At 63.9% G+C, this 24,913-nt stretch carries 18 protein-coding genes and 1 pseudogene; 8 read left to right on the forward strand and 11 right to left on the reverse strand.

Features of this window, described 5'->3' with window-relative positions; translation table 11 throughout:
* Positions 1 to 131 precede the first annotated feature (131 nt).
* The 3 genes from ACVIN2_RS05240 to ACVIN2_RS05250 all read left to right on the forward strand — a co-directional run bounded on the left by ACVIN2_RS05240 (position 132) and on the right by ACVIN2_RS05250 (position 3,768).
* Positions 132 to 902 (forward strand): enoyl-CoA hydratase, encoded by a 771-nt coding sequence (locus ACVIN2_RS05240; RefSeq protein ID WP_456764756.1) that lies wholly within the window; start codon positions 132 to 134, stop codon positions 900 to 902.
* Between the two features lie 263 nt (positions 903 to 1,165).
* Entirely contained in the window at positions 1,166 to 2,362 is a 1,197-nt protein-coding gene (locus ACVIN2_RS05245) for an acetyl-CoA C-acyltransferase (RefSeq protein WP_456764757.1), read from the forward strand.
* A 110-nt stretch (positions 2,363 to 2,472) separates the two neighbouring features.
* Positions 2,473 to 3,768, forward strand: coding sequence for an MFS transporter (locus tag ACVIN2_RS05250; RefSeq protein ID WP_354161423.1), 1,296 nt, complete (start codon positions 2,473 to 2,475; stop codon positions 3,766 to 3,768).
* On the opposite strand, the gene ACVIN2_RS05255 is transcribed toward ACVIN2_RS05250, so the two are convergent.
* The 3 genes from ACVIN2_RS05255 to ACVIN2_RS05265 form a co-directional block, all read right to left on the reverse strand.
* Entirely contained in the window at positions 3,765 to 5,105 is a 1,341-nt protein-coding gene (locus ACVIN2_RS05255) for a carbohydrate porin (protein ID WP_456764758.1), read from the reverse strand. The two genes, ACVIN2_RS05250 and ACVIN2_RS05255, sit on opposite strands and share 4 nt — an antisense overlap.
* Before the next feature lie 73 nt (positions 5,106 to 5,178).
* A complete protein-coding gene (locus ACVIN2_RS05260) occupies positions 5,179 to 6,198 on the reverse strand; it encodes a transporter (RefSeq protein WP_456764759.1) in 1,020 nt (339 codons plus the stop codon).
* 109 nt (positions 6,199 to 6,307) lie between these two features.
* Complete coding sequence (locus ACVIN2_RS05265) at positions 6,308 to 7,090, reverse strand: acetoacetate decarboxylase (protein ID WP_456764760.1); 783 nt, start codon at positions 7,088 to 7,090, stop codon at positions 6,308 to 6,310.
* A gap of 230 nt (positions 7,091 to 7,320) precedes the next feature.
* Here ACVIN2_RS05265 and ACVIN2_RS05270 point away from each other — a divergent pair, with 230 nt between their 5' ends.
* Positions 7,321 to 8,481 carry a patatin-like phospholipase family protein gene (locus ACVIN2_RS05270; RefSeq protein WP_456764761.1) on the forward strand — a complete coding sequence of 387 codons (1,161 nt, stop codon included), beginning with the start codon at positions 7,321 to 7,323 and terminating at the stop codon, positions 8,479 to 8,481.
* Positions 8,482 to 9,194: 713 nt separating this feature from the next.
* On the opposite strand, the gene ACVIN2_RS05275 is transcribed toward ACVIN2_RS05270, so the two are convergent.
* The 6 genes and pseudogenes from ACVIN2_RS05275 to ACVIN2_RS05300 all read right to left on the reverse strand — a co-directional run bounded on the left by ACVIN2_RS05275 (position 9,195) and on the right by ACVIN2_RS05300 (position 18,120).
* On the reverse strand, positions 9,195 to 9,758 hold the full coding sequence (locus ACVIN2_RS05275) for a hypothetical protein (protein WP_456764762.1): 564 nt from the start codon (positions 9,756 to 9,758) through the stop codon (positions 9,195 to 9,197).
* Positions 9,759 to 10,051: 293 nt separating this feature from the next.
* Positions 10,052 to 11,761, reverse strand: a complete 1,710-nt coding sequence (locus ACVIN2_RS05280) for a response regulator (protein ID WP_456764763.1) — start codon at positions 11,759 to 11,761, stop codon at positions 10,052 to 10,054.
* Positions 11,758 to 13,272, reverse strand: a complete 1,515-nt coding sequence (locus ACVIN2_RS05285) for an ATPase domain-containing protein (RefSeq protein WP_456769647.1) — start codon at positions 13,270 to 13,272, stop codon at positions 11,758 to 11,760. The genes ACVIN2_RS05280 and ACVIN2_RS05285 overlap by 4 nt, the downstream gene beginning before the upstream one ends.
* A 262-nt stretch (positions 13,273 to 13,534) precedes the next feature.
* Positions 13,535 to 15,233, reverse strand: a pseudogene (locus tag ACVIN2_RS05290) (GMC family oxidoreductase).
* 423 nt (positions 15,234 to 15,656) lie between these two features.
* The gene (locus ACVIN2_RS05295; protein WP_456764764.1) at positions 15,657 to 17,216 is read right to left on the reverse strand and encodes an acyl-CoA carboxylase subunit beta; all 1,560 of its coding nucleotides are present in this window, start codon (positions 17,214 to 17,216) and stop codon (positions 15,657 to 15,659) included.
* Positions 17,146 to 18,120: an IclR family transcriptional regulator gene (locus tag ACVIN2_RS05300; protein ID WP_247286556.1), complete on the reverse strand. Its 975-nt coding sequence runs from the start codon at positions 18,118 to 18,120 to the stop codon at positions 17,146 to 17,148. Before ACVIN2_RS05300 ends, ACVIN2_RS05295 begins: the two co-directional genes overlap by 71 nt.
* A 94-nt stretch (positions 18,121 to 18,214) precedes the next feature.
* Here ACVIN2_RS05300 and ACVIN2_RS05305 point away from each other — a divergent pair, with 94 nt between their 5' ends.
* From ACVIN2_RS05305 to glsA, 4 genes are all read left to right on the forward strand, one after another.
* Positions 18,215 to 18,436, forward strand: coding sequence for an acetyl-CoA carboxylase biotin carboxyl carrier protein subunit (locus ACVIN2_RS05305; protein ID WP_456764765.1), 222 nt, complete (start codon positions 18,215 to 18,217; stop codon positions 18,434 to 18,436).
* A gap of 166 nt (positions 18,437 to 18,602) precedes the next feature.
* Positions 18,603 to 19,769, forward strand: coding sequence for a TAXI family TRAP transporter solute-binding subunit (locus tag ACVIN2_RS05310; RefSeq protein WP_456764766.1), 1,167 nt, complete (start codon positions 18,603 to 18,605; stop codon positions 19,767 to 19,769).
* A 35-nt stretch (positions 19,770 to 19,804) separates the two neighbouring features.
* A complete protein-coding gene (locus ACVIN2_RS05315) occupies positions 19,805 to 21,880 on the forward strand; it encodes a TRAP transporter permease (RefSeq protein WP_456764767.1) in 2,076 nt (691 codons plus the stop codon).
* Between the two features lie 22 nt (positions 21,881 to 21,902).
* Positions 21,903 to 23,750 carry a glutaminase A gene (glsA, locus tag ACVIN2_RS05320; RefSeq protein ID WP_456764768.1) on the forward strand — a complete coding sequence of 616 codons (1,848 nt, stop codon included), beginning with the start codon at positions 21,903 to 21,905 and terminating at the stop codon, positions 23,748 to 23,750.
* Positions 23,751 to 23,755: 5 nt separating this feature from the next.
* Here the strand turns inward: glsA and ACVIN2_RS05325 are convergent, their stop codons facing one another.
* The gene (locus tag ACVIN2_RS05325; RefSeq protein ID WP_456764769.1) at positions 23,756 to 24,058 is read right to left on the reverse strand and encodes a nucleoside triphosphate pyrophosphohydrolase family protein; all 303 of its coding nucleotides are present in this window, start codon (positions 24,056 to 24,058) and stop codon (positions 23,756 to 23,758) included.
* 26 nt (positions 24,059 to 24,084) lie between these two features.
* On the reverse strand, positions 24,085 to 24,612 hold the full coding sequence (locus ACVIN2_RS05330; protein ID WP_456764770.1) for a carboxymuconolactone decarboxylase family protein: 528 nt from the start codon (positions 24,610 to 24,612) through the stop codon (positions 24,085 to 24,087).
* Positions 24,613 to 24,913 lie beyond the last annotated feature (301 nt).

Raw genomic sequence — 24,913 nt, forward strand, 5'->3', positions numbered from 1 at the left:
TTTCCATCATACTATGCTGCGGACTTCGCGCTGGCAACTGCTTCCCGCCCGCTTGACAAGCAATGCGTTTCGGCTCGGAAGTGTGACCTGACCGGCGTATTCGCACGTCTACGAAACTAAGAGATCCTCTCATGGAAATGCTCAACCACCACTGCGGCGTGACGCGCGATGCGCGCGGAGTCGTTCATGTCGCCATCTGCAACGCCGGCTCGCTGAACATTTTGGGCTCGCCCGTCACCGATGCGATGCGCGAAGGCTTGCAGCAGCTCTCGTCCGACCGCAGCATTCGGGTTGTGGTGCTGCGCGGCCAGAGCGAGAAGAGCATGATCGGCGGCGCCGATATCAAGGAGATGGCCAGGCTCGACCAGAAGTCCGCCGAAGCCTTCATCAGCCGCCTGCGCGATCTCTGCGAAGCGGTGCGCACTTTCCCGGCCCCGATGATCGCGCGCATGCCCGGCTGGTGTCTTGGCGGTGGGCTCGAAGTCGCTGCCGCCTGCGATTTCCGGATCGCAGCCCATGATGCGCATTTCGGCATGCCGGAGGTGCGCGTCGGCATTCCCTCGGTGATCCATGCCGCGCTGCTGCCGCGTCTGATCGGCTGGGCCCGCGCGCGCTGGCTGGTGATGACCGCTGAGAACATCGACGCGCCGACGGCTCTGGCATGGGGACTGGTCGACAAGGTCGCGCCCGAAGGTGGGCTCGATGCCGAAATCGAGCACCTCGTGAAGGCCCTTCTCGAATGCGGCCCCGAGGCGCTGCGCTCGCAGAAAGCACTACTGCGGCAATGGGAGGAGCTGCCGCTGACCGAGTCGGTGAATTTGAGCGTGAAGGTGTTCGGCGAGTCGTTCCTGACGGACGAGCCGACGCGGCTGATGGGCGCGTTTGTGAATCGGAAGCGGTAGGGCCACCAGCAACGGTGTCATGCCCCGCGAAGGCGGGGCATCCAGTACTCCGCGCGCCATCGGTTCAATCACAACCGCCTCGGCGTACTGGATCGCCCGCTTGCGGGCGATGACAACAAGTTGTGGGACAACGTCTTCCGTTCGCACGAACAAATCTCATGCGAACCACAAGATTTTGTCATACCGGACGCGGTTGCATTTTTTGCGTCGCATCATATGATGACCATAATCTTACATCTCCGACATCTTAGGGAGTCTCCCCCATGGCCGAAGCCGCCGATCCCGTCGTCATCGTCTCCGCCGTCCGTAGCCCGCTCGGCCGCTTCATGGGCGAGCTGTCGCCGCTTCCCGCACACAAGCTCGGTTCGCACGTGATCGGCGCGGCACTCGAGCGTGCCAAGCTTGCGCCGGAGAAGGTCGATGAGGTCTTCATGGGCTGCGTCCTTCCCGCGGGCCAGGGCCAGGCCCCGGCGCGCCAGGCTGCGCGTGCCGCCGGCCTGCCCGACGCCACCGGCGCGACCACCGTCAACAAGGTCTGCGGCTCCGGCATGAAAGCGACCATGCTGGCGCACGACATCATTCGCGCCGGCTCGGCCGAGATCGTCGTCTCCGGCGGCATGGAGAGCATGAGCAACGCGCCGTATCTCCTCGCCAAGGCGCGTGGCGGCTATCGCGCCGGCCACGACCGCATCATCGACCACATGATGATAGACGGCCTCGAAGACGCCTACGAGACCGGCCGCTCCATGGGCGATTTCGGCGAGGCCACCGCCGAAGCCTATCAGTTCACCCGCAAGGACCAGGATGCCTATGCGATGGAAACGTTGAGCCGCGCGCGCAAGGCGGTCGAGGGCGGCGCGTTCAAGGCCGAGATTGCGCCGATCACGCTGAGCGAGAAGGCCGGCCCCCGCATCGTCGCCAATGACGAGCATCCGCTGAAGGTCGATCCCGCAAAGATCCCCGGGCTGAAGCCGGCGTTCCGCGCCAACGGCACCATCACGCCGGCGGCCTCCTCCGCCAACGCCGACGGCGCCGCTGCGCTGGTACTGGCGAAGCGCTCGCTCGCCGATCGCAGCGGCCTGCCGGCTCTCGCCGAGATCAAGGGCCACGCCACCCACAGCCAGGAACCGCAATGGTTCACCACGGCGCCGATCCCGGCGATCCGCAAGCTGCTCGACAAGGTCGGATGGAGCGCCGACGATGTCGATCTGTTCGAGATCAACGAAGCCTTCGCCGTGGTGGCGATGGCGGCGCAGCGCGATCTCGGCATTCCCCGCGACAAACTCAACGTCAACGGCGGCGCCTGCGCGCTCGGCCATCCCATCGGTGCCACCGGCGCACGGCTGATCGTGACGCTGCTGCATGCGCTCGAGGCGCGTAACCTCAAGCGTGGCGTGGCGGCGCTCTGCATCGGCGGCGGCGAAGCCACTGCGATCGCGGTGGAGCGCCTGACGCACTGACGTTAAAGTCCGTAAATGAGGGAACTCTGTCATTTCAGACGGACGCGTCCCGTGCCATTCTGCAAACTCGCGCAGGTGTTTCAAATCCTGCCCACCAAGATTGAGGCCCAATGATCTCGAACTGGCTCGCGGCAACGCTCGGCCGCCGCAATATCCACTACGGCTGGGTGATGGTCGGCGTGACCTTCCTCACCGCGCTGATCAGCGCCGGCACGGTCGGCGCGCCCGGCGTGTTCATCGTTCCGCTTCAGAAGGAGTTCGGCTGGAGCACGGCGGAGATCTCGTCGGCGCTGTCGATCCGCTTCATCCTGTTCGGGCTGATGGCGCCGTTCGCGGCAGCCCTGCTCAACCGCTACGGCCTGCGCAACGTCACGCTGACCGCGCAGCTCATCGTCGTCTCGGCGCTGGTGCTGTCGCTCGGCATGACCGAGGTCTGGCAGCTCGTCGCGCTGTGGGGCGTCGTGATCGGGATCGGCACCGGCATGACCGCACTGGTGCTGGGCGCCACCATCGCGACGCGCTGGTTCGCGGCACGGCGCGGCCTCGTCGTCGGCATCATGACCGCGAGCGTCGCCACCGGCCAGCTCGTGTTCCTGCCGCTGCTGGCAAGCCTCACCGAACGTTTCGGCTGGCGGCTTGCGCTCGGCTTCGTCTGCATCGCGCTTGGTGTTTCCGCCCTCGCGGTCCTGCTCGCGATGCGCGACCGTCCGAGCGATCTGGGCCTGCGCCCGTTCGGCGACGAAGGCACCACGCCCCTGCCCGCCCCGCCCGTCAGCCATGGCTCGATCACGGGTGTGGCACTCGGCACGCTGCGCGACGCCTCGAAGAGCAGCGCGTTCTGGGTCCTGTTTGCGACGTTCTTCGTCTGCGGCGCCTCCACCAATGGCCTCGTGCAGGTACATCTGATTCCGATGTGCCTCGATTTCGGCATCCCGCAGGTGCAGGCCGCAGGCCTCTTGGCTGCGATGGGCATCTTCGACTTCTTCGGCACCATCATGTCGGGCTGGCTGTCGGACCGCTACGACAACCGCTACCTCCTGTTCTGGTATTACGGCTTGCGCGGGCTCTCGCTGATCTTCCTCCCCTTCAGCGATTTCTCGTTCTATGGGCTCTCGATCTTCGCGATGTTCTATGGGCTCGACTGGATCGCAACCGTGCCGCCCACGGTGCGCCTCACCGCGCAGAAATTCGGGCCTGAGCGCGCCAATCTGGTGTTCGGCTGGATCTTTGCCGGCCACCAGCTCGGCGCGGGCACCGCCGCCTTTGGCGCCGGTTTCTCGCGGACGGTTTATCAAAGCTACCTGCCCGCATTCTTCATCGCCGGCGCACTCTGCGTGTTCGCCTCGCTGATCGTGCTGACGCTGTCGCGACAACCGAAGCCAAAGCCGCAAGCCGCGATGGCTTAGTATCTGAGCGTGGTGGTGAGGCCGAAGACCACGGCGTCACCGATCCGCGCAACACCGCTCGGGTCGTCCGGATTCGGGATGCCACCGGAGGGGCGGAACACATATTGGAAGTACGGCGCGATCAGCCAGCCCGGCTTGATGTGAGCCTCGTAGATCATCTCGATCAGCGTCTCGTTGCTGCGCACGGGGCTCTGCGTGCCGGAGTAGAGCTGGCTGTCGACGTCGAGATTGCGCGCGGTGTTCGAGATGCGCATGTAGGCCGCGGCCACGCCAAAGCGGTCGAGCGGACGGCCCGGGACGAAGCCGACAAAGCCGATGCCGCCGTCAAGATAGAGATCGATCAGGTTGCGGTCCGGCGGGCTGTAGGCGATGCGGCCGAACGCGGTGACGCCCGGGATCGAGGCCGACGTGCTGTTGTCCTTGACCTCCGGCGGGCGGTAGAGCACCTGCTCGATGACAGCGAAGATTCCGTAATTGCCGCGAAGCCTTGCCGGAATGCCGCTTCCACCGGGATCGGCGATCGACAGCCCCTCCGCCGTCAAGCGCTGGCTGTCGAACGATCCATAATGCCTCCAGGCCCCCGGCGTGATATTGCCGGCGAGCGGGCGGCCGCCAATATCGATGTCGTAGCTGAAGCGAACCTGCCCGATCACCCACGGCGGGTCGTTGATGCGGAAGGCGAGACCATGATGGTCGCGAAGCTGCGGATCTGCATCGCCAGGTCCTGACGGATCGCCGTTGAAGACAGCACCGAACGCGGTGATCCGATCCGTCAGCGCGGCCTTGATGCGAATGCCGGGCACCGCGATTGGCGGCGCCGGGCCGCCGGCCGGGAGGTTCGAGGCCTTGATCGCCGGCCAGCCGAACGTGCCATTGATGAAGAGGTCGTCGGTCTGGCTGTCGAAGAACTCGACATCGGCGGCCTGCTGGCCGGCCCTGATGTTCAGCCTGTCATTGAAGAAGCTCTGCTCGAAATAGGCGTTGTAGAGCCGCTGGTCCGGCAGCGCCTCGATCTCGCTGATGGTCGCGAGGTTCATGATGTAGTTGCGGCTCAGGCCCCGCCCGTAGATCACAAAGGCATTGGCGTAGAAACGGCCACCTGTCCAACCGACCAGCTTGTCGAGATCGGCATCGACCGACAGATCGAGGCGGCCGAAATGGATCGCGCCGCGCTTAACACCCCCCGACACATTGCCGATATTGTCGGCGATGTAGGTGGCGCCGAAATTCAGGCCCTTGTTGGCGAGGCCGTCATGCCACTCGTTGAACCATTTCGGAGCCAGCCACTCCGCCGCGCTCTCGTCCTTGGCGCCGGCGAGCGCGCTGGTGCTCGCCACTGCCGAAGCCAGTGCGATCGCAGCCGCGCGTCGCAATGGAGATTGAGGACCACGCGAACTCACGATCGATGCGCTATTTCTTGAAGATACCGGTACGCCGCATGAAGAGATAGGCCGCACCGACCGACGAGGCCATCAGGAGAGCCGCCCAGAAAAATCCACTCTCGACCTCGGTTAGAGGCAGGCCTTTGGTGTTCATGCCGAAGATGCCGGTGATCAGCGTCGGCGGCAGCAGCAGCGAGGTCACGATCGAGAGCGTGTGGAGGTGGTTGTTGCTTTCCTCCTCGTTCTTGAAACGCAGCTCCTCCTCGAGCAGGCGGCTGCGTTCGCGCAGCTCCACGATGTCGTGGTCGAGGCCGTCCAGCCGCTGCGCCAGCTTGCCGGCCTGGATACGCAAATCCGGCGACAGGTGGTCGGTGTTCTTCTGGTCGAGGCGATGGAACAGCGTACGCAGACCGGTGAGCTGGCGATGCAACCTGACGCAGGTCCGGCGCAGACGGCCGAGATTGCGGCGCATCTCCGGCTTGGCGTCGTCGGCCAGAATCCGCTCCTCGATCTCGTCGATCTCCTGGCCGAGCTTGTCGGCCATCCTATCAAGCGTGTCGGCGACCTCGTCGACGATCTTTTCGAGGAGATGGGCGACATTGTCGACGCGGTAGCCGCCTTCGAGCACCCGGCGTGTAGCGTCCGCCGAGCACAGCGCCTGATGGCGGCCGCTGATCAGGAGCCGCTCGGTCATGGCGAAGCGCAGGAACGCGGTCTCCTCCGTCGCGCTGCCAATGTCGCGCACGAGGTCGGAGAACACGCCGTAGACGCAGTGGTCGATGACATGAAGCTGCTGGAAGGTGTCGTTGGACAGCAAGAGCTCGCGAGCGAGCGGCGGCAGCTGTGACGCGGCGATCCACGGCCGTGCGCGCGTGTCCGTGAGGTTGAAATGCAGCCAGAGCCGGCCGTCGTGACTGAACTCGATCGGCTGGTCGATCGGCAGCGCCTCGGCGCTGCCGTCGTTGTGGAGGCGGAATGCCCACACCAGGCCAGGAATGCCAGGCACGGAATCCGATATCGCGCTGACAAGCTTCGCCGGCTCAGCCATGACCAACCCCACCGTCAACGAACGCCCCGCTCCGGAAGATGGCTGACGGCATCTTCCGGACCCTCGCGGGTACTCAATTACGGCATTGTTACAGTTTGATGATGCCGCCCTACTCGGCCGCCAGCCCGGTCGCGCCCACCGCCTCGGCTTCCCTGATGTAGTCGTGCACGACGCGGCCGAACGGCAGCGTCAGGTCGGCGATGTAATGATGCGCGCCGAGGCAGCGGCGGACCGGGAAATCGGCGACGGGCGCGTTGACATGCGGCACCAGATGCAGCCGGCCGGGCCCCATCCAGGAGCCCTTCGGCACGATGTCGATGAGGTTGATCGCGACGAGCTGGCAGATCTCGAGGCGGCCGTCGACGCCGGGGATCATCTTCAGATTGATCTGCGTCTTCGACAGTGTCGCCCGGGTCAGATCGCCGTTGCCGGCCATGCTCTCGTGCTTGTAGCCCATCGTGCCCATGGCGACGAGCTGGCCGGCATATTCCAGCGTGCCCGTCAGCGTGTCCTTGACGATCTCGAGTTTGGGATGGGCGTATTTCTTGGGGAAGCCCCAGATCTCGCGGCCGGCGGCGATCGGCGGATCGTCGTCCAGATACATCTGCGAGACGAAGTTGACCTCCTCGCCGTGCAGGCGCGCGGGGATGACGAGGCCGGATTCGGTGTAGCTGCCGAAGCCGGACGAGTCCGGCATCCGGATCCACTCGTAATGCACGATCGGCTGGTCGATCGGCTGCAGCGGCTCAGGCAGGCCGGCGCGGATCAGGTCCGGATCGGTCTCGTAGGTGATGACGAGGAATTCACGGTTGACGAAGCGATAGGGCCCGGCCGGATAGCTCGGCCCGGCCGCCGGCATCGACGGAAGTCTCAGCAAATCTTCCCTGCGCATCGCTGGTCTCCTCTCTTGGTGCTCACGTGATGCCCGCCCGGCAGCGTCAGGCGGCGATGCAGATTGCTAGCCGCCGTCATTGACTGCGATGTGAAGGATTTCCGTCAGCCGCACGACCGCAGCCATTCCCAAGGCGATCATGGCGCATGCAAGCGATGCATCGGCGCCAGAATTGTCATTACGCCGTCACCGCCGGACGCAATCGTTTGGCGAAACAGGGAGCACCGACCATGGACGCCCGCACATATCAGACACATCAGCCTTCACGAGGTTGGCGGCCCGAGCGCTGCGACCGCATCGCGCTGGTACTGCAAGGTGGCGGCGCGCTCGGCGCCTACCAGGCCGGCGTCTACCAGGCACTGCACGAGGCCGGCATCGAGCCCGACTGGGTCTGCGGCGTCTCGATCGGCGCAATCAACTCCGCCATCATCGCCGGCAACAAGCCGGAGAAGCGGCTTGAGGCGCTGCGCATCTTCTGGGAGCGCATCACCAACCGCAAGATCTGGCACTACACGCCCGATGGAGACATCTTTCGCCAGTGGCGCAATCTCACCAGCGCCTGGATGACGTCGGCGATGGGCCAGCCGGGCTTCTTCAGCCCGCATCAAGTCAATCCCTGGCTCAGCCCGGTCGGAGCCCGGACCGCCACCAGCTATTACGACACGATGCCGCTGAAGGAGAGCCTGCTCGAGCTGGTCGACTTCGACCTCATCAACGAGAAGAAGGTTCGCTTCGCGGTCGGCGCCGTGAACGTGCTCTCCGGCAATTTCATCTATTTCGACAATTCCCATGACGAGATCGAGCCGGAGCACATCATGGCTTCCGGCGCCCTGCCCCCGGCACTGCCGATGGTGCGGATCGGCACCGATCATTTCTGGGACGGCGGCATCGTCTCCAACACGCCGCTCCAGCACCTGCTCGACCAGGAGGACGCGCTCAATTCGCTGGTGTTCCAGGTCGACCTCTTCAGCGCACGCGGCGTGCTGCCGCGCTCGATCCAGGACGTGATGGCCCGCCACAAGGACATCATGTATTCCTCGCGCACCCGCCACAACACCGACGTCTACCGCCGCACCCACACCCTCAAGGTCCTGCTCTACAAGGCCTTGGCAAAGCTCCCCGACGAGCAGCTCTCCGAGGAGGAGCGCAAACTCAAGTCGAGCCTGCGTCACATGCCGGAGATCGCGATCCTGCATCTGATCTACCAGCAGAAGGCCTATGAGGGCGACGCCAAGGACCACGAATTCTCGGGCACCTCGATGCGTGAGCACTGGACCTCCGGCTACGAAGACACCAAGCGCACCCTGAAGCGCCGCGACTGGATCAAGATGCCCGACGAAGGCATGGGGCTGGTGGTGCACGACGTGCACCGGGAGACGGAGAGCGCGTAGCTCCGTCCCGTCGCAATCACCCAATTCCCGTTCCCGGCTTGCAGGCACACTTTCGCATTCTCGCGGCTCATTTTGCCCGAGCTTTGCTCTCGTCTTCGCACCCTCTCGAAAGAAAGGGCGCAGGGAAGGCCGGGCGCCGGCTGGCACCCGTAGTCCCGTGTGCGAGCAAGACGCGCACGGGGTGGACGACAGGTGACGCCGGCAACCGGCCTTCCCTGCGCGAATGGTTTTACGGCTTATGACGCGCTCTCCCCGGGGAGCGATGCACTATTGCCCCCGTCGCCTTGCGGATGGCTGATGTGCTGACCCGGTTGGGCAGAGCATCACCACAAGACTTGACGCACAGACCCCGGGCGTCAGGACCACACGATTTTGCCGTCCGCGCACCTCCCCGCCCCTGTCCTCGATGCCTGGCGTGCGCTCGCCATCGAGACCGAACGAGGAGGCTGTCAGCGCCGTGTCGTACCGCGTGTGCAGCTGCTCACGGGAAAACCCGCCCTGCAGCCTGCCCAGCGCGTCGACGCAGTCGCGGCCACCGCCTCCCGGCCCGCGTCTCGTGACGATCGCGAAACGCCCTTGTAGCAGGCCGGGATGCGCGCAAACTACGCCTTATCCGAACTTCTGTAAATACGAATATTATTTCAGTGCGGGGTTGACAAGGTGTTTCGCGCGATGGCGCACCAGGTCCCGTGACGCACCTGTCGGCCCGCGTCTCAAGCGACCGAACCGCCGCGCGGGTTGACGATCGTGTAGCCACGCAATGAACGCGCATGCATTCGCGTCGCGTGTCCGCCCGAGTTGGCGTCGTACGCCAGCCAGGTATCCCCGCTTAGGTGTTGCTCGAGGACGAACACATGTCCGTGTCGGGCTGCGACCATTCCCGGTGCGGGTGACGTCCGCGGGAAGCGCAGCCAGTTCGACGCAAGATTCAACTCCGGCACGATACGGCCGAACACGCGCAGAGCAGCGCCGCAGCCGCAGAAGGAGGAAGGGCAACCTGCGGGACGACTACCGACGATGCGACCGCCCGAGAGGCTCGCCGTCGCGGCGCCGCCTGCGTCGGTCGCTGTCAGTTGCGTCGCGCGATAGGATTGGAGTGAGGACCTGGGAGTTAGGAACGACCTGGAAGTCCGCTCACGACGCGTTTGCGAATACGAGAAGTCGCAGGGCATCGTGACGTTGCATTCGGCTGCTTGATGAATGCGATAGGGCCGTGCTTCGGAAGCGACGAAACTAAGGGCAACGAAGAGACACGCGGAAAGAACCGACTTGAACATTGCAGGGCTCCAAACTGAAGGTCCCTGCCCCTGCAAAGAAACCAACAACAGTTTGGCTGAAATGGTCTCAAATAGCGGCTGAAAGTGGCTGCATTTGCGGGCCGATTTTGGCAATCATCACAGCCCACACGTAGCGGCGGAAATGTTTAACTCGCAGAGAACGAATGCGTGTCTTCGCAACTGCTTTGCATTCGTTCCTCGCATCGTTGTACGCCACGGCACGATCGGCCGAGCGCGCAATTGCGCAGGGGCTCCCGGAGGCTATAGTCCGCCGGTGATTGTCGCGCGAATGGTCAGCCCCGAGTCTTCGCTAAGGCACATCCTGCGGTTGTCGCAAAGTCCGACTTCGCGGCACTGAGCGCTGCGGCGAGCTCGTCGATGTGGTAGGGTTTCGACAGGATCCGGATCCCGGCCATTTCGGCGTCGTGAACCGCGGCTTCGGCGTATCCGCTCGTCAGCAGGACCGGGATGTCGCTTCGCCGTCGCTGAATTTCGCGCGCGAGTTCGACACCGTTCATGCCGCCCGGCATCATGATATCGGAAAACACCAGATCGACGGAACGGCCGTCCGCTAGGGCACCGAGAGCCGCCGCGGCGCTGGCCGCGCGCGTGACCTGGTAACCGAGCTGCGCAAGCATCTCGCTGACCAGCGCGGCGACCTCGTCGTCGTCTTCGACGAGGAGGATCCTGCCATGATTGGCCTTCTTGGGCCGGGCCCTGTTCAGGTCGATGAGATGCCGTTCACCCGAAGGGATATTCCTGGATCGCGGCAAATACAGCTCGATGCTGGTGCCCTCGTCGACGACCGATTTTATTCGAACCATCCCGCGTGATTGCGTCGCAAATCCGTGCACCTGCGCAAGCCCCAGACCCGAGCCTTTCCCGACATCCTTGGTCGTGAAGAACGGCTCGAAGACCCGCGCCAGGATCTCGGGGCTCATTCCAACGCCCCTGTCGACCACGGACAGACGAACGTAATCGCCCGCGATCTCGTTCTCGTTCAGGCCGGCCAGGTTCTCGCCACGGACAACGATCGTGCCACCGTTCGGCATCGCGTCGCGGGCGTTGACCGCCAGGTTGAGAACGACCAGTTCGAGCTCTCCCGGATCGACCTCCACCGGCCAAAGCCCCTCCGGAAAATCGAACTCGACGTGAACGTCGCCTCTCAGGCTCCGATCGAGCAATTCGCGCATGCCGCCGATCTGCGCCGGGATGTCGACGGCCTCGGGCCGCAGCTTCTGCCGCCGCGAAAAAGCCAGAAGCTGCCTGGTCAGGCCGGCACCACGCTGCGCCGCCTGAACCATTCCTTCCAACAGACGACGCCGCCGATCAGGATCGGTCTGCCGGTCGAGCATGTCCAAGCCACCGGAGATCACCATCAGCAGGTTATTGAAGTCGTGAGCTACGCCGCCGGTCAACTGTCCGATGGCTTCGATCTTCTGGGCCTGACGAAGGGTCTCCTCGACGCGGGCACGCTCTTCCATTTCGGCCCGCAGATGCTTGTTGGCCTCCTCGAGCGCGCGCGTGCGCTCGACCACGAGCTTCTCGAGCTCCTGAGCCGTCCGCTCGCGCGCCTGCAGCAAGGTCCGAATTTCATATTGCCGCCGGCGGGCCCGCATTGCGGATTGAATTGCGCTCGTCAGCGTGATCGGCTGAACCGGGCGCTCGAGCAGGGAAACGTTGCGGAGTGTCTCGACGATGCTGCGGCGCCAGGCAACCACCGCGGGCTGCTCGCGGTGGCTGGTGAGAATGACAAAAGGCAGGTCGGACCAGGGCGGCTGTCTCTCGATCCAATGTGCCAGCGGCTGGGTATCCTTCCCGAACAGGCCCTCCTCGGCGAGAAGGACCGCGCCCACGCCCGCCGACATCTCGCTGACCAGCTCAGGCAGACCTCGACAGTTGATTGCGACGAGATTCGAATTGCGGAAAAGCTCAACCGATGCCGGTCCATCGCGGCCGATGGGAGCAAACACGAGGACGCAATGATCGCGGTCGGCGCTCATTCCGACAGCCCTTCCGGCATCTCCGTGCCCGAGTATCGTGGATTCCCGGAAAAGATGCCGCTGAATCCGGTCAGCGGCGGACCGACCGTGATGCCGGCATGGCCAAGACGAAACTCGCGGATGGAATTTTCATGATTGCCGCTGCGCTTCTTCACGACCGAGAGAGCGCGCCGCACCGTTCCGCCGACTTCGAAATAGCGCAGCATGAGCACGGCATCACTCAAATAGCTGATATCGAGAGCCGTCTCCATCGGACCGACCAGCCCATGCTGAGCGAGGATCAGGACGGTCAGCACGCCTTTCTGTCCGAGATAGCTCAGGAGCTCGTGCATCTGGAGGATGAGAAACCGCTCATCCGGCATTGCATTGAGGTAGCCGTTCAGACTGTCGATGATGACAATTCGGGCGTTATCCTGTTCGACGCTGTTGCGCACATTGGCGGCGAATTCGCCGGGGGACATCTCGGCGGGATCGATCTGCTTAAATCGGATGAGCCCCGACTGTAGATGGCGTTCAAGGGGCAGGCCCAGCGTTCGAGCCCGGGCCTCCACCGTGCCGCGACCTTCATCGAAGGCAAAGAACACCGCATGCTCGCCGCGATCTGCCGACGCGATCGCATAGGTCAGCGCGAGGGAAGATTTGCCCACACCGGCGGCGCCCAAGAGCAGCGCACTGGTGCCGCGCTCGAGCCCTCCTCCCAGGAGCTGGTCGAGTTGCGCATTGCCGCTGGGCGTCAACTCACCGATAAACGAGGTGTGATGTTCCGCCGCCACGAGACGGGGAAATATCCGCACCCCTCCCGCTTCGATCGTGAAATCGTGGAAGCCGCCGCGAAATCGAATGCCGCGCATCTTGATCACGCGAAGCCGCCGGCGCTCTGCTCCATAATCAATGGCGAGCTGTTCGAGCATCACGACGCCATGCGCGATCGAATGGAGTTGCAGATCGTCCTGGGAGGACGAGAGATCGTCGAGGAGGATGACCGTGCAATTGCGGTTGGTGAAAAAGTGCTTCAGCGCCAGAACCTGGCGCCGGTACCGCAGCGGGTTCTGCGCAAGGAGGCGCAGCTCGGACAGGCTGTCCAGCACCACGCGCGCGGGATTGATCCGTTCGACCTCCTTGAATATCAGGCCCGTGGTTTCGCTCAGCTCCATTTCGGCGGGGTGGAAGACGGTGAGCTCGCGCTCCGGATCGAGCGTCGTCTCCGGCGGCACCAGTTCGAAGATGTCGACGCCTTGCAGCGACCAGCCGTGCCGCTGTGCAACCAGCGTCAGCTCACGCTTGGTTTCCGACAAGGAGATATAGAGCACGCGTTCACCGCAGCGGGCGCCCTCGAGAAGGAATTGCAGCGACATGGTGGTCTTGCCGGAGCCGGGCCGACCCTCGTAGAGGTACATGCGATTGGGATCGAGCCCGCCGTAGAGGATGTCGTCGAGGCCGTCACTGCCGGTCGAAATCCTGGGCAACTCTCCGGGGTCGCTGGTTTGCGCCCGGCTCGATGAATTGATCATTGAACCCCCGTGAAGCTCCATCGCCAAAAATGCGCTCCGGCCCCGAGATGGACGCGCGGTCAGCGGTCCGGCCCCGGCCGTAAGGCGAAATCTGGCAAAGAACGCCCAAGCCGGGTTCCAAGTTCCGCCTCCGGGCGCATGTCCGCCAGACCGTCTGCCGCGGAACCGTTCTCGCCCCCCATTTTAGCTTTTGCGGTCTGATTGGCGGTCCCAGGCGGTCAGCGTCGAAAAGCCAGTTCGCTGCCCCGAAAGCCGCGCCCGCTCACTGCATCATCGCGGCCGAGATCTTCTCCGCCGACATCAGGACCGGAAAATTGGTGTTGGCGCAGGGCACCACCGGGAAGATCGAGGCATCGACTACGCGCAGGCCCTGCACGCCCTTGACGCGCCCCTCTGGATCGACCACCGCCATCGGGTCGTCGGCCCGGCCCATACGGCACGAGCAGGAGGCGTGCCACACGCCGATGGTGGCCTTGCGCACGAAGGCTTCCAGCGCCTCGTCGTCGTTGATGACGTCGTCGAAGGTGAAGCCCTCGACCACGAAATTGTCGATCATGTAGGTGGCGCAGCGCTGCCGGCCCGTCCATCAGGGCCGCGGCGATCTTGGTCAGAATCCGATTCCTGGTGTTGACCACGCCGATCTTGCGCACGCGATCGGTATAGGAGGCCGGAAACGGCTTGTCCGTCACGGCCCGGACGACGTCGCTCATCTGCACGGCCGCCATCTTGCGGAAACCGCTCATCAGGCGATCGAGGTCGCGCCGGTCGGACAACAGGTTGAACTCGACGATCGGCTCGACTGTCGGATCACGCGAGGCAAGCTTGACCTGTCCGGTCTCGGAATAGGTCTTGTTGACGAATGTCAGCAGCGATCCGATCTGCTCACCGACAGCGTGCCAGGCTGATTTGCTGAGCAGGACGACGAACATGTCGCCTTTCGGTACGCCTTCGAGCCCGGACGAGTAACGCAGGCCAAGCTGCATGTGGCGCCTGGTGTGCTCGTTCATCCGCGCGCCGCGGCGGACAAAGGACGACAGCGAGATCGAGGGATGATCCATCAGGCGCTGGCCGACGCCCTGTAGCCCCATCAGCACGGGAATACCCATATCCTTGAGGTGACCGACCGGGCCGATGCCGGCGCGCAACAGATGCGCCGGCGAATGGATGGCGCCGCTGGAGAGAATGATCTCGCGGGCGCGGAATTCCTGCTCCCGCCCGTCGACCACAGCCTTCACGCCGACGCATTGCGTGCCTTCGAACAGCAATTCCCTGACTTGCGTGTTCGTGGAGATCGTGAGGTTGGCGCGCTTGCGCGTGTCGCGATCGAGATAGCCCATGGCAGCCGAGACGCGTTGCTCGGCCTGGTTCGAGTGCGTCACCGGGAAGAACCCGTCGACGAACTCGCCATTCTGGTCGGCTACGAACTGATGTCCGGCCTGCTGGAAGGCTTGCGCGAACGCCTGCGAATGCCGCGTCCAGTGCTCCCTTGGAATTCGGCGGACCGGAATGCGGCCGTCCTTGCCGTGGTAGGGACCGTCGAAATCGAGGTCGCGCTCGACCTTCTTGAAGAAGGGTAGCACATCGTTCCAGCTCCACCCCGCAGCGCCCCGCGCGTCCCATTCGTCGTAGTCGGTCGGCGCGCCGCGGTTGGCCATCTGGCCGTTGATCGAAGAGCCGCCGCCAAGCACGCGTGCCTGCTCGTATTTGCGTAAGGGCGGACGGCCTTCGTCCGGATTGTTGTGGCTGACGATCTGGGTCGTGACCTTGAGCTCGGTCCAGTGGAAGCGCGGATCGAAATAGGCCGTCCCCGGATAGCTGTCCCTGATCTCGGCCGGCTCGTCTCCGGGCGGTGTGTCCTGTCCGGCCTCGCAGAGCAGGACCTTGTTGGCGCTCCTCGCGGAGAGCCGGTGGGCCAGCACGGACCCCGCCGAGCCGCCGCCCACGATAATGAAGTCGTACACGATTGGCGCTTCCTCTTGTTCTTGTCCGGGAAGCGTAGCGCGTTATTGTTTCGAGGTCACGTCATCGCTGCCGCGACAAAGCGCGAGCAGAGATGCCGGCGACCCCGAAGGCACGGCCTGGCGGCTGGCATCCGCCGCCCTGTCAGCAGGTGATGAGGTAGCGAACCTAGGAGGCTCTACGGCTTCCTCACGAAGCCCGCGCGCAACCGCTCGGCAAACCAGACTACAAAAATTGCAGCGAACGACAGACCGAAAAATATGGCCGTCCAAAGCAGTGCGTTACTCGCATTTGTCATGACGTCTCTCCCTCGTTCCGAACGAGACGCTTGCAGACAATGGGACGCGTGGCGTTGCGATAGATCAATTTTTCCCAATCGCAATTGGGCTGAGGTCGGCATCAGCGGCTCGCCGGGACCGCTGAAGCTACGGCCTGATCGAGAAATTCCCGGGCGGCCCTGCCTTTCGCAGCGGCTCCGCCAGCCGCGCGAACTCGCACAGCAGCGACCGCGTCTTCCTGGGATCGATGATCTCCTCCACCCAGAACTTTTCGGCGGAGCGGAACGGCGAGCGCAGCTTGTTGAGGCGGTCCTCGATCTCTTTCAGCTTCTCCGTCTTGTCCTCGGCCGCGTCGATGTCCGCGCGGTAGGCGGCTTCGATGCCGCCTTCGAGCGGGAGCGAGCCCCAATAGGCCGACGGCCAGGCGTAGCGGATCGAGAAGCGGTCGGCGGGCTGATGCACCACGCCGGCGACGCCGAAGGCGTTGCGCAGGATCACCGTGCACCAGGGCACCGTGGTCTGGTTGACCGCGGCCATGGCGCGAACGCCATGGCGGATGGTGCCCGCCTTCTCCGCATCGAGCCCGATCATGAAGCCGGGGCAGTCCATGAGATAGACGATCGGCAAATGGAAGGTCTCGGCGAAGTCGACCCAGCGGACCACCTTCTGGCACGCATCCGCCGTCCAGGAGCCGCCATAGTGAAAGCTGTCACTGGCAAGCACCATCACCGCCCTGCCCTCGAGCCGCGCGAGGCCGACAATGATCGGCTTGCCGAAATTCTTGGCGACCTCGAAGAACGAGCCCTTGTCCACGACCTGCTCGACGATCGGCCGTATCTTGTAGACCTGCTTGCGATTGCGTGGCACTGCGCTCATCAGCGCCTCTTCGGAGCGCTCCGGATTGTCGGTGCAGGGCAAGGTCGGCGGCAGCCCGTCGACCGACGACGGCAGATAGGACAGGAATCGCCGCGCGCAGGCAAAGGCCTCCTCCTCGGTGTCGACGGCATGGTCGACCGCGCCGGCGCGGGTCTGGATGTCGGCGCCGCCGAGCTCTTCCTTCGAGAGGTCCTGCCCCAGCGCCTTCACCACCGGCGGGCCTGCGACGAACATCGCGGACTTCCGGGTCATGATGGAATAGTGGCTGGCGGCAAGACGCGCGGCACCGAGCCCTGCCACCGAGCCGAGGCCGAGCGCAACCACGGGCACGCGCGACAAATTCTCCGTTGTGAACCGATACCAGCGTGTGCCGCCGATGCCACCCGGCAAGTTCGCCGCGCCCTTGGTCTCGATGGTCTTGACCGAGCCGCCGCCGCCCGAGCCTTCGATGATGCGGACGATGGGCAGGCGGAGATCATGCGCCATCTCCTCCGCCATCAGCGGTTTTGCGGAGATGGACGCGTCCGCCGAGCCACCGCGCACGGTGAAATCGTCGCCGACCACGACGACGGTGCGGCCTTCGACGCGCGCGCGGCCGAACACGCAGTTCGCCGGCGTCAATTTCTGCAACTCGCCGCTGGAATCGTACTCGCCGACGCCGGAGACGGCGCCGATTTCGTGAAAGCTGCCTTTGTCGGTCAGTCTGTCGATACGTTCCCGAACAGTCAGTCGGCCCTGGTCATGTTGACGCTTGACCTTGTCAACGCCGCCCATCTCCCGCGCGAAGGCTTCGCGCCGGGCGAGCTCGTCGAGTTCCGACTTCCAGTTCATTCACTCCCTCCGAATTGATCGGCTTGTTATTGTTGTGCACGGCCATGGCGACCGGTTTGCGCGGGATGCGGGCGTTGAATACGTCGCCCTCCGCGCCGTCCATCAGGCTGCCGAGCGAGCGGCCGAGCGCGACCATCAACGGGGCGACCTCGGCATGCAGGCGCTGCTCGTCATACATCGACGACAGAAGACCGATCGTGATCACCACAAACGTCTGGTATTGCGGCGACCAGATCGGCACCGCGAGCCCGTTGATATGCGGGCTCCACAGGCCGCAGGCCACGACATAGCCGCGCTCATGCAGCGACTGCCGGTTGGCCTCGATGCGCGGCCGCAGAATTTTCGCAGCCTCGGGAGCTTCCCGCTCCATGTCCGCGATGAAGGCATCGCCGACCTCGGGCGCCAATGCCGCGGTGTAGGCTGCGCCCGCAGCGGTCGAGGCCATCGAGATGCGGCTGCCGGTGCCCTCGTGCAGGCCGAGTGCCGAGGCCGAGCGCGCGAACTGGAGATAGACCAGATGGAAGCGATCGGGGACCACGAAGCCGACGGTACCCGGCAGTTGCTCGGCGACTTCCTGGAGCCGCTGGCGGATCATGCTGCGCAGTTGCGCGCCCTTCATCATCGAGGCGCTCATCGCCACCGCGCTCGGCCCGATGCGATATTTCTGATCGCGCGGCAGATAGACCAGCTGACCCATTCGCGTCAGCGTGTGCGTGAGCCGCGACACGGTCGAGCGCGGCAGACCGCAGCGGTTTGAAATTTCGAGATTGCCGAGCCTGCTATCGTGGCCCTCAAAGCATCGCAACACGTCGAACGCGCGCGACACCACTTGGATGACATCACCCTCACCGGCATCGCCGGCGAGCGCACCTTGTCTACTCAACCGCTCTGAACGTCGTCCCATGATCCCTACCGCTTGTTCCGCTGTGCGGAATTAAATTCCGCTTGCAGAAGAAACTACCTCAGGCATTTTGCGACCACAAGAAGAAGGCGATGGCATGCCAGAGATTAAGATCGTCACGGAGATCGCGGGTCGCATCTGCTCAACTCCCGTGCAAGTTGGAGGAACCGTCGCGGATGGTGATGAGATTGTGGTGGTCGAAGCGATGAAGATGGAGATCCCTGTGCTTTCTCCTGCGAGCGGCGAGATCACATCGCTTCTGGTCAAGCTCGACGACGTCGTTGCCGAGGGACAGGCGATCGCGATCATCGCGAGCTGACCGCATTATCCGTCGTTTCCGCGACATTCTGTCAGCCTCATTGCTGCGTTCGCGGTACGGCGTTGCCATCGCCTGATCGCGATGACATGATCTGTTTCAAACAAAACCTGTTTCAAACAAAGAAAGAAAATCGTCGCGGCAAACGCGAGGATCATTGGAGGGAAACATGCTTCGTGGGCTGGTCATGCTCGCGCCTGCCTTGGTGGCGGGCCTTTCTTTTGCGTCTACACGCTATGCATTCGCCGAAGATATCAAGCTGCCGGCGACATTGACGTTCACCGCCTATGACACCGGCACCGCCGGCTTCAACATCGCGGTCGGCGTCGGCAAGATGATGAAGGACAAATACGCGACCGACGTGCGCGTGCTCCCCGCAGGCAACGACGTCGCGCGTCTGGCGCCGCTGCGTGCCAAGCGTGCGGTCTCCGCGGCGATGGGATCGGGGACCTATTTCGCACAGGAAGGCGTGTTCGAGTTCGGCTCTAGGGAATGGGGCCCGCAACCGCTCCAGATCCTGCTCTCATCCGTCGACTGCAATTGCGGCACGCTCGGCGTGGCCGCGGATACAGGCGTGAAGGAGCTGAAGGACCTCAAGGGAAAGCGCGTCGGATTCGTCGTCGGCTCGCCGGCACTGAACCAGAACTCGCTCGCGGTGCTCGCCTTCGCCGGCCTGACGCAGAAGGACGTCAAGGTCGTCGAGTTCGCAAGCTACGGCGCGATGTGGAAGGGCCTGATCAACAACGACACCGATGCGGCCTTCGGCACCACCATCACGGGTCCCGCCAAGGAAGCCGAGACCTCGCCGCGCGGCCTGATCTGGCCGCCGCTGCCCGCCAAGGACAAGGAAGGCTGGGCGCGGATGCAGAAGGTCGGCTCTTTCTTCTTCCCGCAGACCGCGACCTGCGGCGCCGGCATCTCGCCGGACAAACCCGTCGAGCTCGGCAACTACCCCTACCCGATTTTCGTCGCCTACGCCTCGCAAGCCCCCGACCAGGTCTATGCGATCACCAAGGCCATGATCGTGAACTATGATTCCTACAAGGACGCCGCGCCCGGCGCCGGCGGGCTTGCGGCCGATCGCCAGACCAAGAACTGGGTGGTGCCGGTGCATCCCGGCGCGGTGAAGGCGCTGAAGGAAGCCGGGCAATGGAGCGACGCGCAGGACACGCACAACAACAGACTGATCAAGCGGCAAGAGGTGCTTGGCGCGGCGTGGAACGACTACGGAAAGTCCAACCCGCCTGCGGATGACAAGGCGTTCCTCGATGGCTGGATGAAGGCGCGTGCCGCGGCGCTTGCGAAGGCCGACATGCCGAACGGCTTCGAGGACTAGTTCTCAGCGTCAATTGTCCACGCGCGGGGTCGATCATGTCGTCTGCTTCAGTCTCCACCGCGGCGCAGGACGAGGCCAAGCGGATCGTGTTCGACGATCCGCATGGCGCCGCCGGCAACATGCAGGAAGCGGAGGTCACGCGCGTCCGAAGCTTGCGCGGCGCGTGGCGCTGGATGCTCGTCGTCGCGACCGCCGCGACCATCCTGCTCTGCATCAACCAGCAGTTCTCGCTGCGCTTCTTCGTCGGCTACACCCAGCTCAACACGGAGTACTTCTATCTCCTGATCGCGCTGATGCTGCCGTTCACGTTCCTGATCTTCCCGGGAACCGCGCGCGCGCCGCTTGACCGCATTCCCTGGTATGATCTTCTCTGCTTTGTCGTGACTTTTGCCGCGGCGCTTGTGTTGATGTCGAACGTGCGCAAGGCCGCGGAGGCAGGCTGGGAATTCGGCGGCGCGCCGAACAGTGTGACAGCCGCGGGTCTCGTGATGTGGGTGATGCTGATGGAGGCGCTGCGCCGGACCGGCGGCTGGAGCCTGCTCCTGAGCGTGCTTCCCTTCACCGTCTATCCGCTGTTCGCGGAATCCAGCTGGTTAGGTCCGTTCCGCGGCACGCAATCGACTCTGGAGCAGGCGACCGCCTATCACGTGCTGTCAGGCGAGAGCCTGCTCGGCATTCCCATCCAGGCCTTTGCCGACACCGTGATCGGCTTCCTGGTATTCGGCACCGCGCTGATGATGACCGGCGCCGGAAAGTTCTTCATCAATCTCGCCTTCGCGCTGTGCGGTACCTTCCGCGGCGGCGCGGCGAAGGTCTGCATCTTCGCCAGCGGCCTGCTCGGCATGATGTCGGGCTCGATCATCTCCAACGTGCTGACCGCCGGCACCATGACCATTCCGGTGATGAAGAAGAGCGGCTTTCGCGCCTCCTATGCCGGCGCGATCGAAGCCTGTGCCTCGACCGGCGCGGTGCTGGCGCCGCCGGTGATGGGCGCGACCGCCTTCGTGATCGCACAGTTCCTCAATGTCAGCTACGCCGATGTCGCGATCGCGGCCATCATTCCGGCCGCGCTCTATTACATCGGCTTGTTCATGCAGGTCGATTCCTATGCCGCGCGACACGGGCTGAAGGGCATTCCGCGCGCGGAGCTGCCGCGGGTCATGGATACGATCCGGGACGGCTGGTACTACGTCTTCGTCATCGCGCTGCTGATCGTCATGCTGCTCTACTTCAAGCGCGAGAGCCATGCGCCATTCTATGCCACAGCCCTGCTTCTGCTTCTCAACCAGCTGTTCGCAAAGGACACGCGCTGGACCGTCGCGACCATCGGAAAATTCCTCGAGGTCAACGGCCGCACCTTCGTCGAGCTTGTCGGCATCCTCGCCGGCTGCGGCCTGCTGATCGGCGCCTTCTCGATGACAGGCGTGGTGTCGAGCCTCGCCAACGATTTGCTGCGCATTGCCGGTGACAATCCGTTCCTGCTGCTCGGCATGTGTGCCCTCACCAGCCTGATCCTCGGGCTCGGGCTGACCACGACGGCCTGCTACATCTTCCTCGCGATCCTGGTCGCGCCGGCACTGGAAAAGCTCGGGCTGAACAAGATGGCCGTGCACATGTTCATCTTCTACTGGGGCATGCTGTCGTCGATCACCCCGCCGGTGGCGATCGCCTCGTTCGCAGCGGCAGGTATTGCCGGCTCGCCGGCGATGAAGACGGGCTGGGAATCGATGTGGGTCGGCAGCATCATCTATTTCATCCCGTTCTTCTTCGTGCTCAATCCGGCGCTGGTGCTGCAGGGGCCGAGCCCCTATTTGGCCGGCCTCGGCTTGATGGCGCTTGCGGCGTTCGGCACGCTGTTCATCTGCGGCGGCATCCAGGGCTATCAGCCCTTCGTCGGCGATCTCCGCGGCGCCGGTGCGCTGGAATGGCCGATCCGCGTGCTGCTGGTGATCGGCGGGTTCGTGGTGGCCACCCCCGGCGGCGGCATCATGCCGCTGTCGCAGATGCAGGTGACGGCGCTCGGCCTCGCCATCCTCGTGCCCACGGTTTTGCTCGCCCTGCTGCTGGTCCGGCGACAAGCCATGGTGCCGAACGGGTTGCGCGTGCCCTGATTGCGTTGCACAAAGAGAGGTGATGAAACCGCTTTCGCCTCTCGCCACCGCCTGGACCCGTTCGAAGCCGCCTTTGCTGCGGTTTCTGGACAATTGCCTCAACGAATTCTCGGCGGAGACCTCGGGCGTGGTCGCCGATTACATTCCCGAGCTCGGCAAGGCCGATCCTGCCTGTTTCGGCATCAGCCTCGCGACCCTGGACGGTCATGTCTACGAGGTCGGCGACTCCAGGGCCCCCTTCACCATCCAGTCGATGTCAAAGCCGTTCGTGTTCGCACTGGCGCTGGACCTGCTCGGCGCAAACAAGGTCGAGAGCGCGATCGGCGTCGAGCCCTCCGGCGATCCCTTCAACTCGATCCGGCTCAACTCGGAGAACCATCCGTTCAACCCGATGGTCAATGCCGGCGCGATCGCCTGCACCGGGCTGATCCACGACAGCAAGGGTCCGGATGCCTTCGAGCAAATTCGCCTCGCGCTCAGTCGTTTTGCCGGCCGCGACCTCGCCGTCGACGAGGCCGTCTACGCGTCCGAAAGCCAGACCGGCGACCGCAACCGCGCCATCGGCTATCTCCTCAAGACCAATGCGGTGATCTCGGATAATGTCGCTGCCGTGCTCGACGTCTATTTCCGGCAATGCGCAGTGCTGGTCACCGCGCGCGACATCGCCGTGATGGCGGCAACGCTCGCCAACCGCGGCGTCAACCCGGTCACCGGCGAGCAGGTGCTGACGCCCTACGCGATCTCGCGCACGCTGTCGGTGATGACGTCGTCGGGCATGTACGACTATGCCGGCGAATGGATCTACCGGATCGGCATTCCCGCCAAGAGTGGCGTCGGCGGCGGAATTCTCGCCGCCCTCCCCGCTCGCCTCGGGCTCGGCAGCTATTCGCCAAGACTCGACAAGCACGGCAACAGCGTGCGCGGCATCAAGGTGTGCGAGGCGCTGTCCTCGCATTACGATTTGCACATGCTCAACCGCAGCGACGACGCGCGCAACGCCGTCATCGCCGATTACGACATCGGCAAGAGTCCGTCGCGGCGCGTGCGCCGCCCGCAGGAGCGCGATATTCTTGCGGCCCACGAGCAGGAGGTGAGGATCATCGAGCTGGTCGGCACGCTGTCGCTGTCGGCGGTCGACTATGTCTCGCGCCGGCTTGCGGGCCGGCCGTGGCCGCAATTCGTGATCTTCGATCTCCACCGCGTCACCTCCACCACACGCGCCGGGGCGCGGCTGGTGGCCGAAGCGTTCGAGGAACTCGCGGCGCTGAATGTGACCGTCGTACTGTCAGGCGTCAGGCGCGCCTCTAAGGAATGGGACAGCCTGCGGGAATGGACCGCCGAGCTCAAGAACGTCCGCGACTTCTATTTGCTCGACACCGCGATCGAATGGGCCGAAGACCAGATCATCTATCGGTACGGAGGCTCGATCGATTTCCACGAGACCACCGAGCTTGCCGAGCAGCCGCTGCTGGCCGGCATGAGCGAGGAAGAGCTGACCGACCTCGCCTCGATCTGCACGCTTCGGACCTATCAATCCGGCACAAAGATCCTCACCACGGGCGATCGCGCCGATGCTCTGTTCTTCCTGCGCAGCGGCGCCGTGCACGTCACGCTGCCCGACGGCGTGCGGCTCGCGACGCTCACCGCCGGCATGGCCTTCGGCGAAATGGCCCTGATCGAGACCACTCGCTCCGCCGACGTGTTCGCGGACATGGCGGCGACGGCGTTCGAAGCTCCCCTGAAAGCGTTCGAACGCTTCCGCAAGCAACACCCGCACGCCAGCGAACGCATCATGCGCAATCTTGCGCAGCTTCTCGCCGACCGCCTGATCGTCGCGAACGCCAGAGTGGATATCCTGACGTCGACCTGAGCGGCCTAGCGGCTCGCCGCCTCGCTGATCCGCCGCTTGATCTTTGCGGCACTGGCCTTGAGCAGCTCCGATGGCTGCTGGCCGGTCGCCACGCACAGGCAGGCCCAGTAATAGATGACATCACCCAGCTCTTCGACGAGGCCCGCCTGGTCGAGCCAGTCATCGCGGAGCAGCTTCTTGATGTGGTCGGCGACTTCGCCGGATTCGCCGGCGAGGCCGAGCCCGAGATAGGACAGCCGTTCGTTGGACGGACGCTCATCGACTTTCGCAATCGTTGCAGCCCAGGCGGCATATTCATCGATCGTCATGAGCGTCCCTCACAGCAATGCCTCGATCAGCCTACCACTTCGGTGACCGGCTGAAGGTCGATCTCAAAGGTCTCCAGAAATTTCGACGTCATGATGTAGAAGCCGACAGAGAGCTGCAGCTCGACGAGCGCGGCCGACGTCAGTTTCGATGAGATCGCCTTGAAGGTCGCATCGGTCGGCTTGTTCAGCTTGACGATCTCGTCGGTGAAGGCGAGCGCGGCGCGCTGCGTCTCGTCGAAACAGCTCGCGGCTTGCCAGTTCTCGAGCGCCTCGTTCTGCTCGTCGGTGACGCCGACATTCTTGCCGATGCGCTTGTGCGCCACGATCTCATACGGCGCCTCGCACAAAATGCCGGTGCGAGTGATCGCGAGCTCACGCACGATCGGATCGAGCTCGCCCTTGTGGCGGATGGCACCGCCAAGGCGACAGTATTGCTCAAAGTAGCTCGGCGAATGCGACATCATGCGGAAGATGTTGGCATTGCGATTCTTGTCGAGGATTTCGCGGGTGCGGTCGGATGCCTTGGACGGGTCGCTGTAGTTGATGCGGGCCATGATTTTCCTGAAGTTTTTCCCTAAGCCTTTGATGCTTTTTGTCGTTAGCGGCGAAAGTTCCACGAAACTGTATTCTTGCGCGTCCGCAGGAGCAACAACATCGAGTCAAAATGCCGCCGCATTGCTGAACGACCTTGGGACAGTCGATATTCGCCGCGTGGGGACTTAATCGCGGCGGATACTCGCAAGGGGTGTTCCGAGTAAAAACAATTGGCCTTTGGGCGCTAACCGCGCATCGATGAGTCACGCCCAAGTCTAGGGAGAAAACGGCATGAAGGAAGCCACCAAGGGGGCGGCCTCG

The organism is Bradyrhizobium sp. USDA 3650 (genome assembly GCF_054057395.1).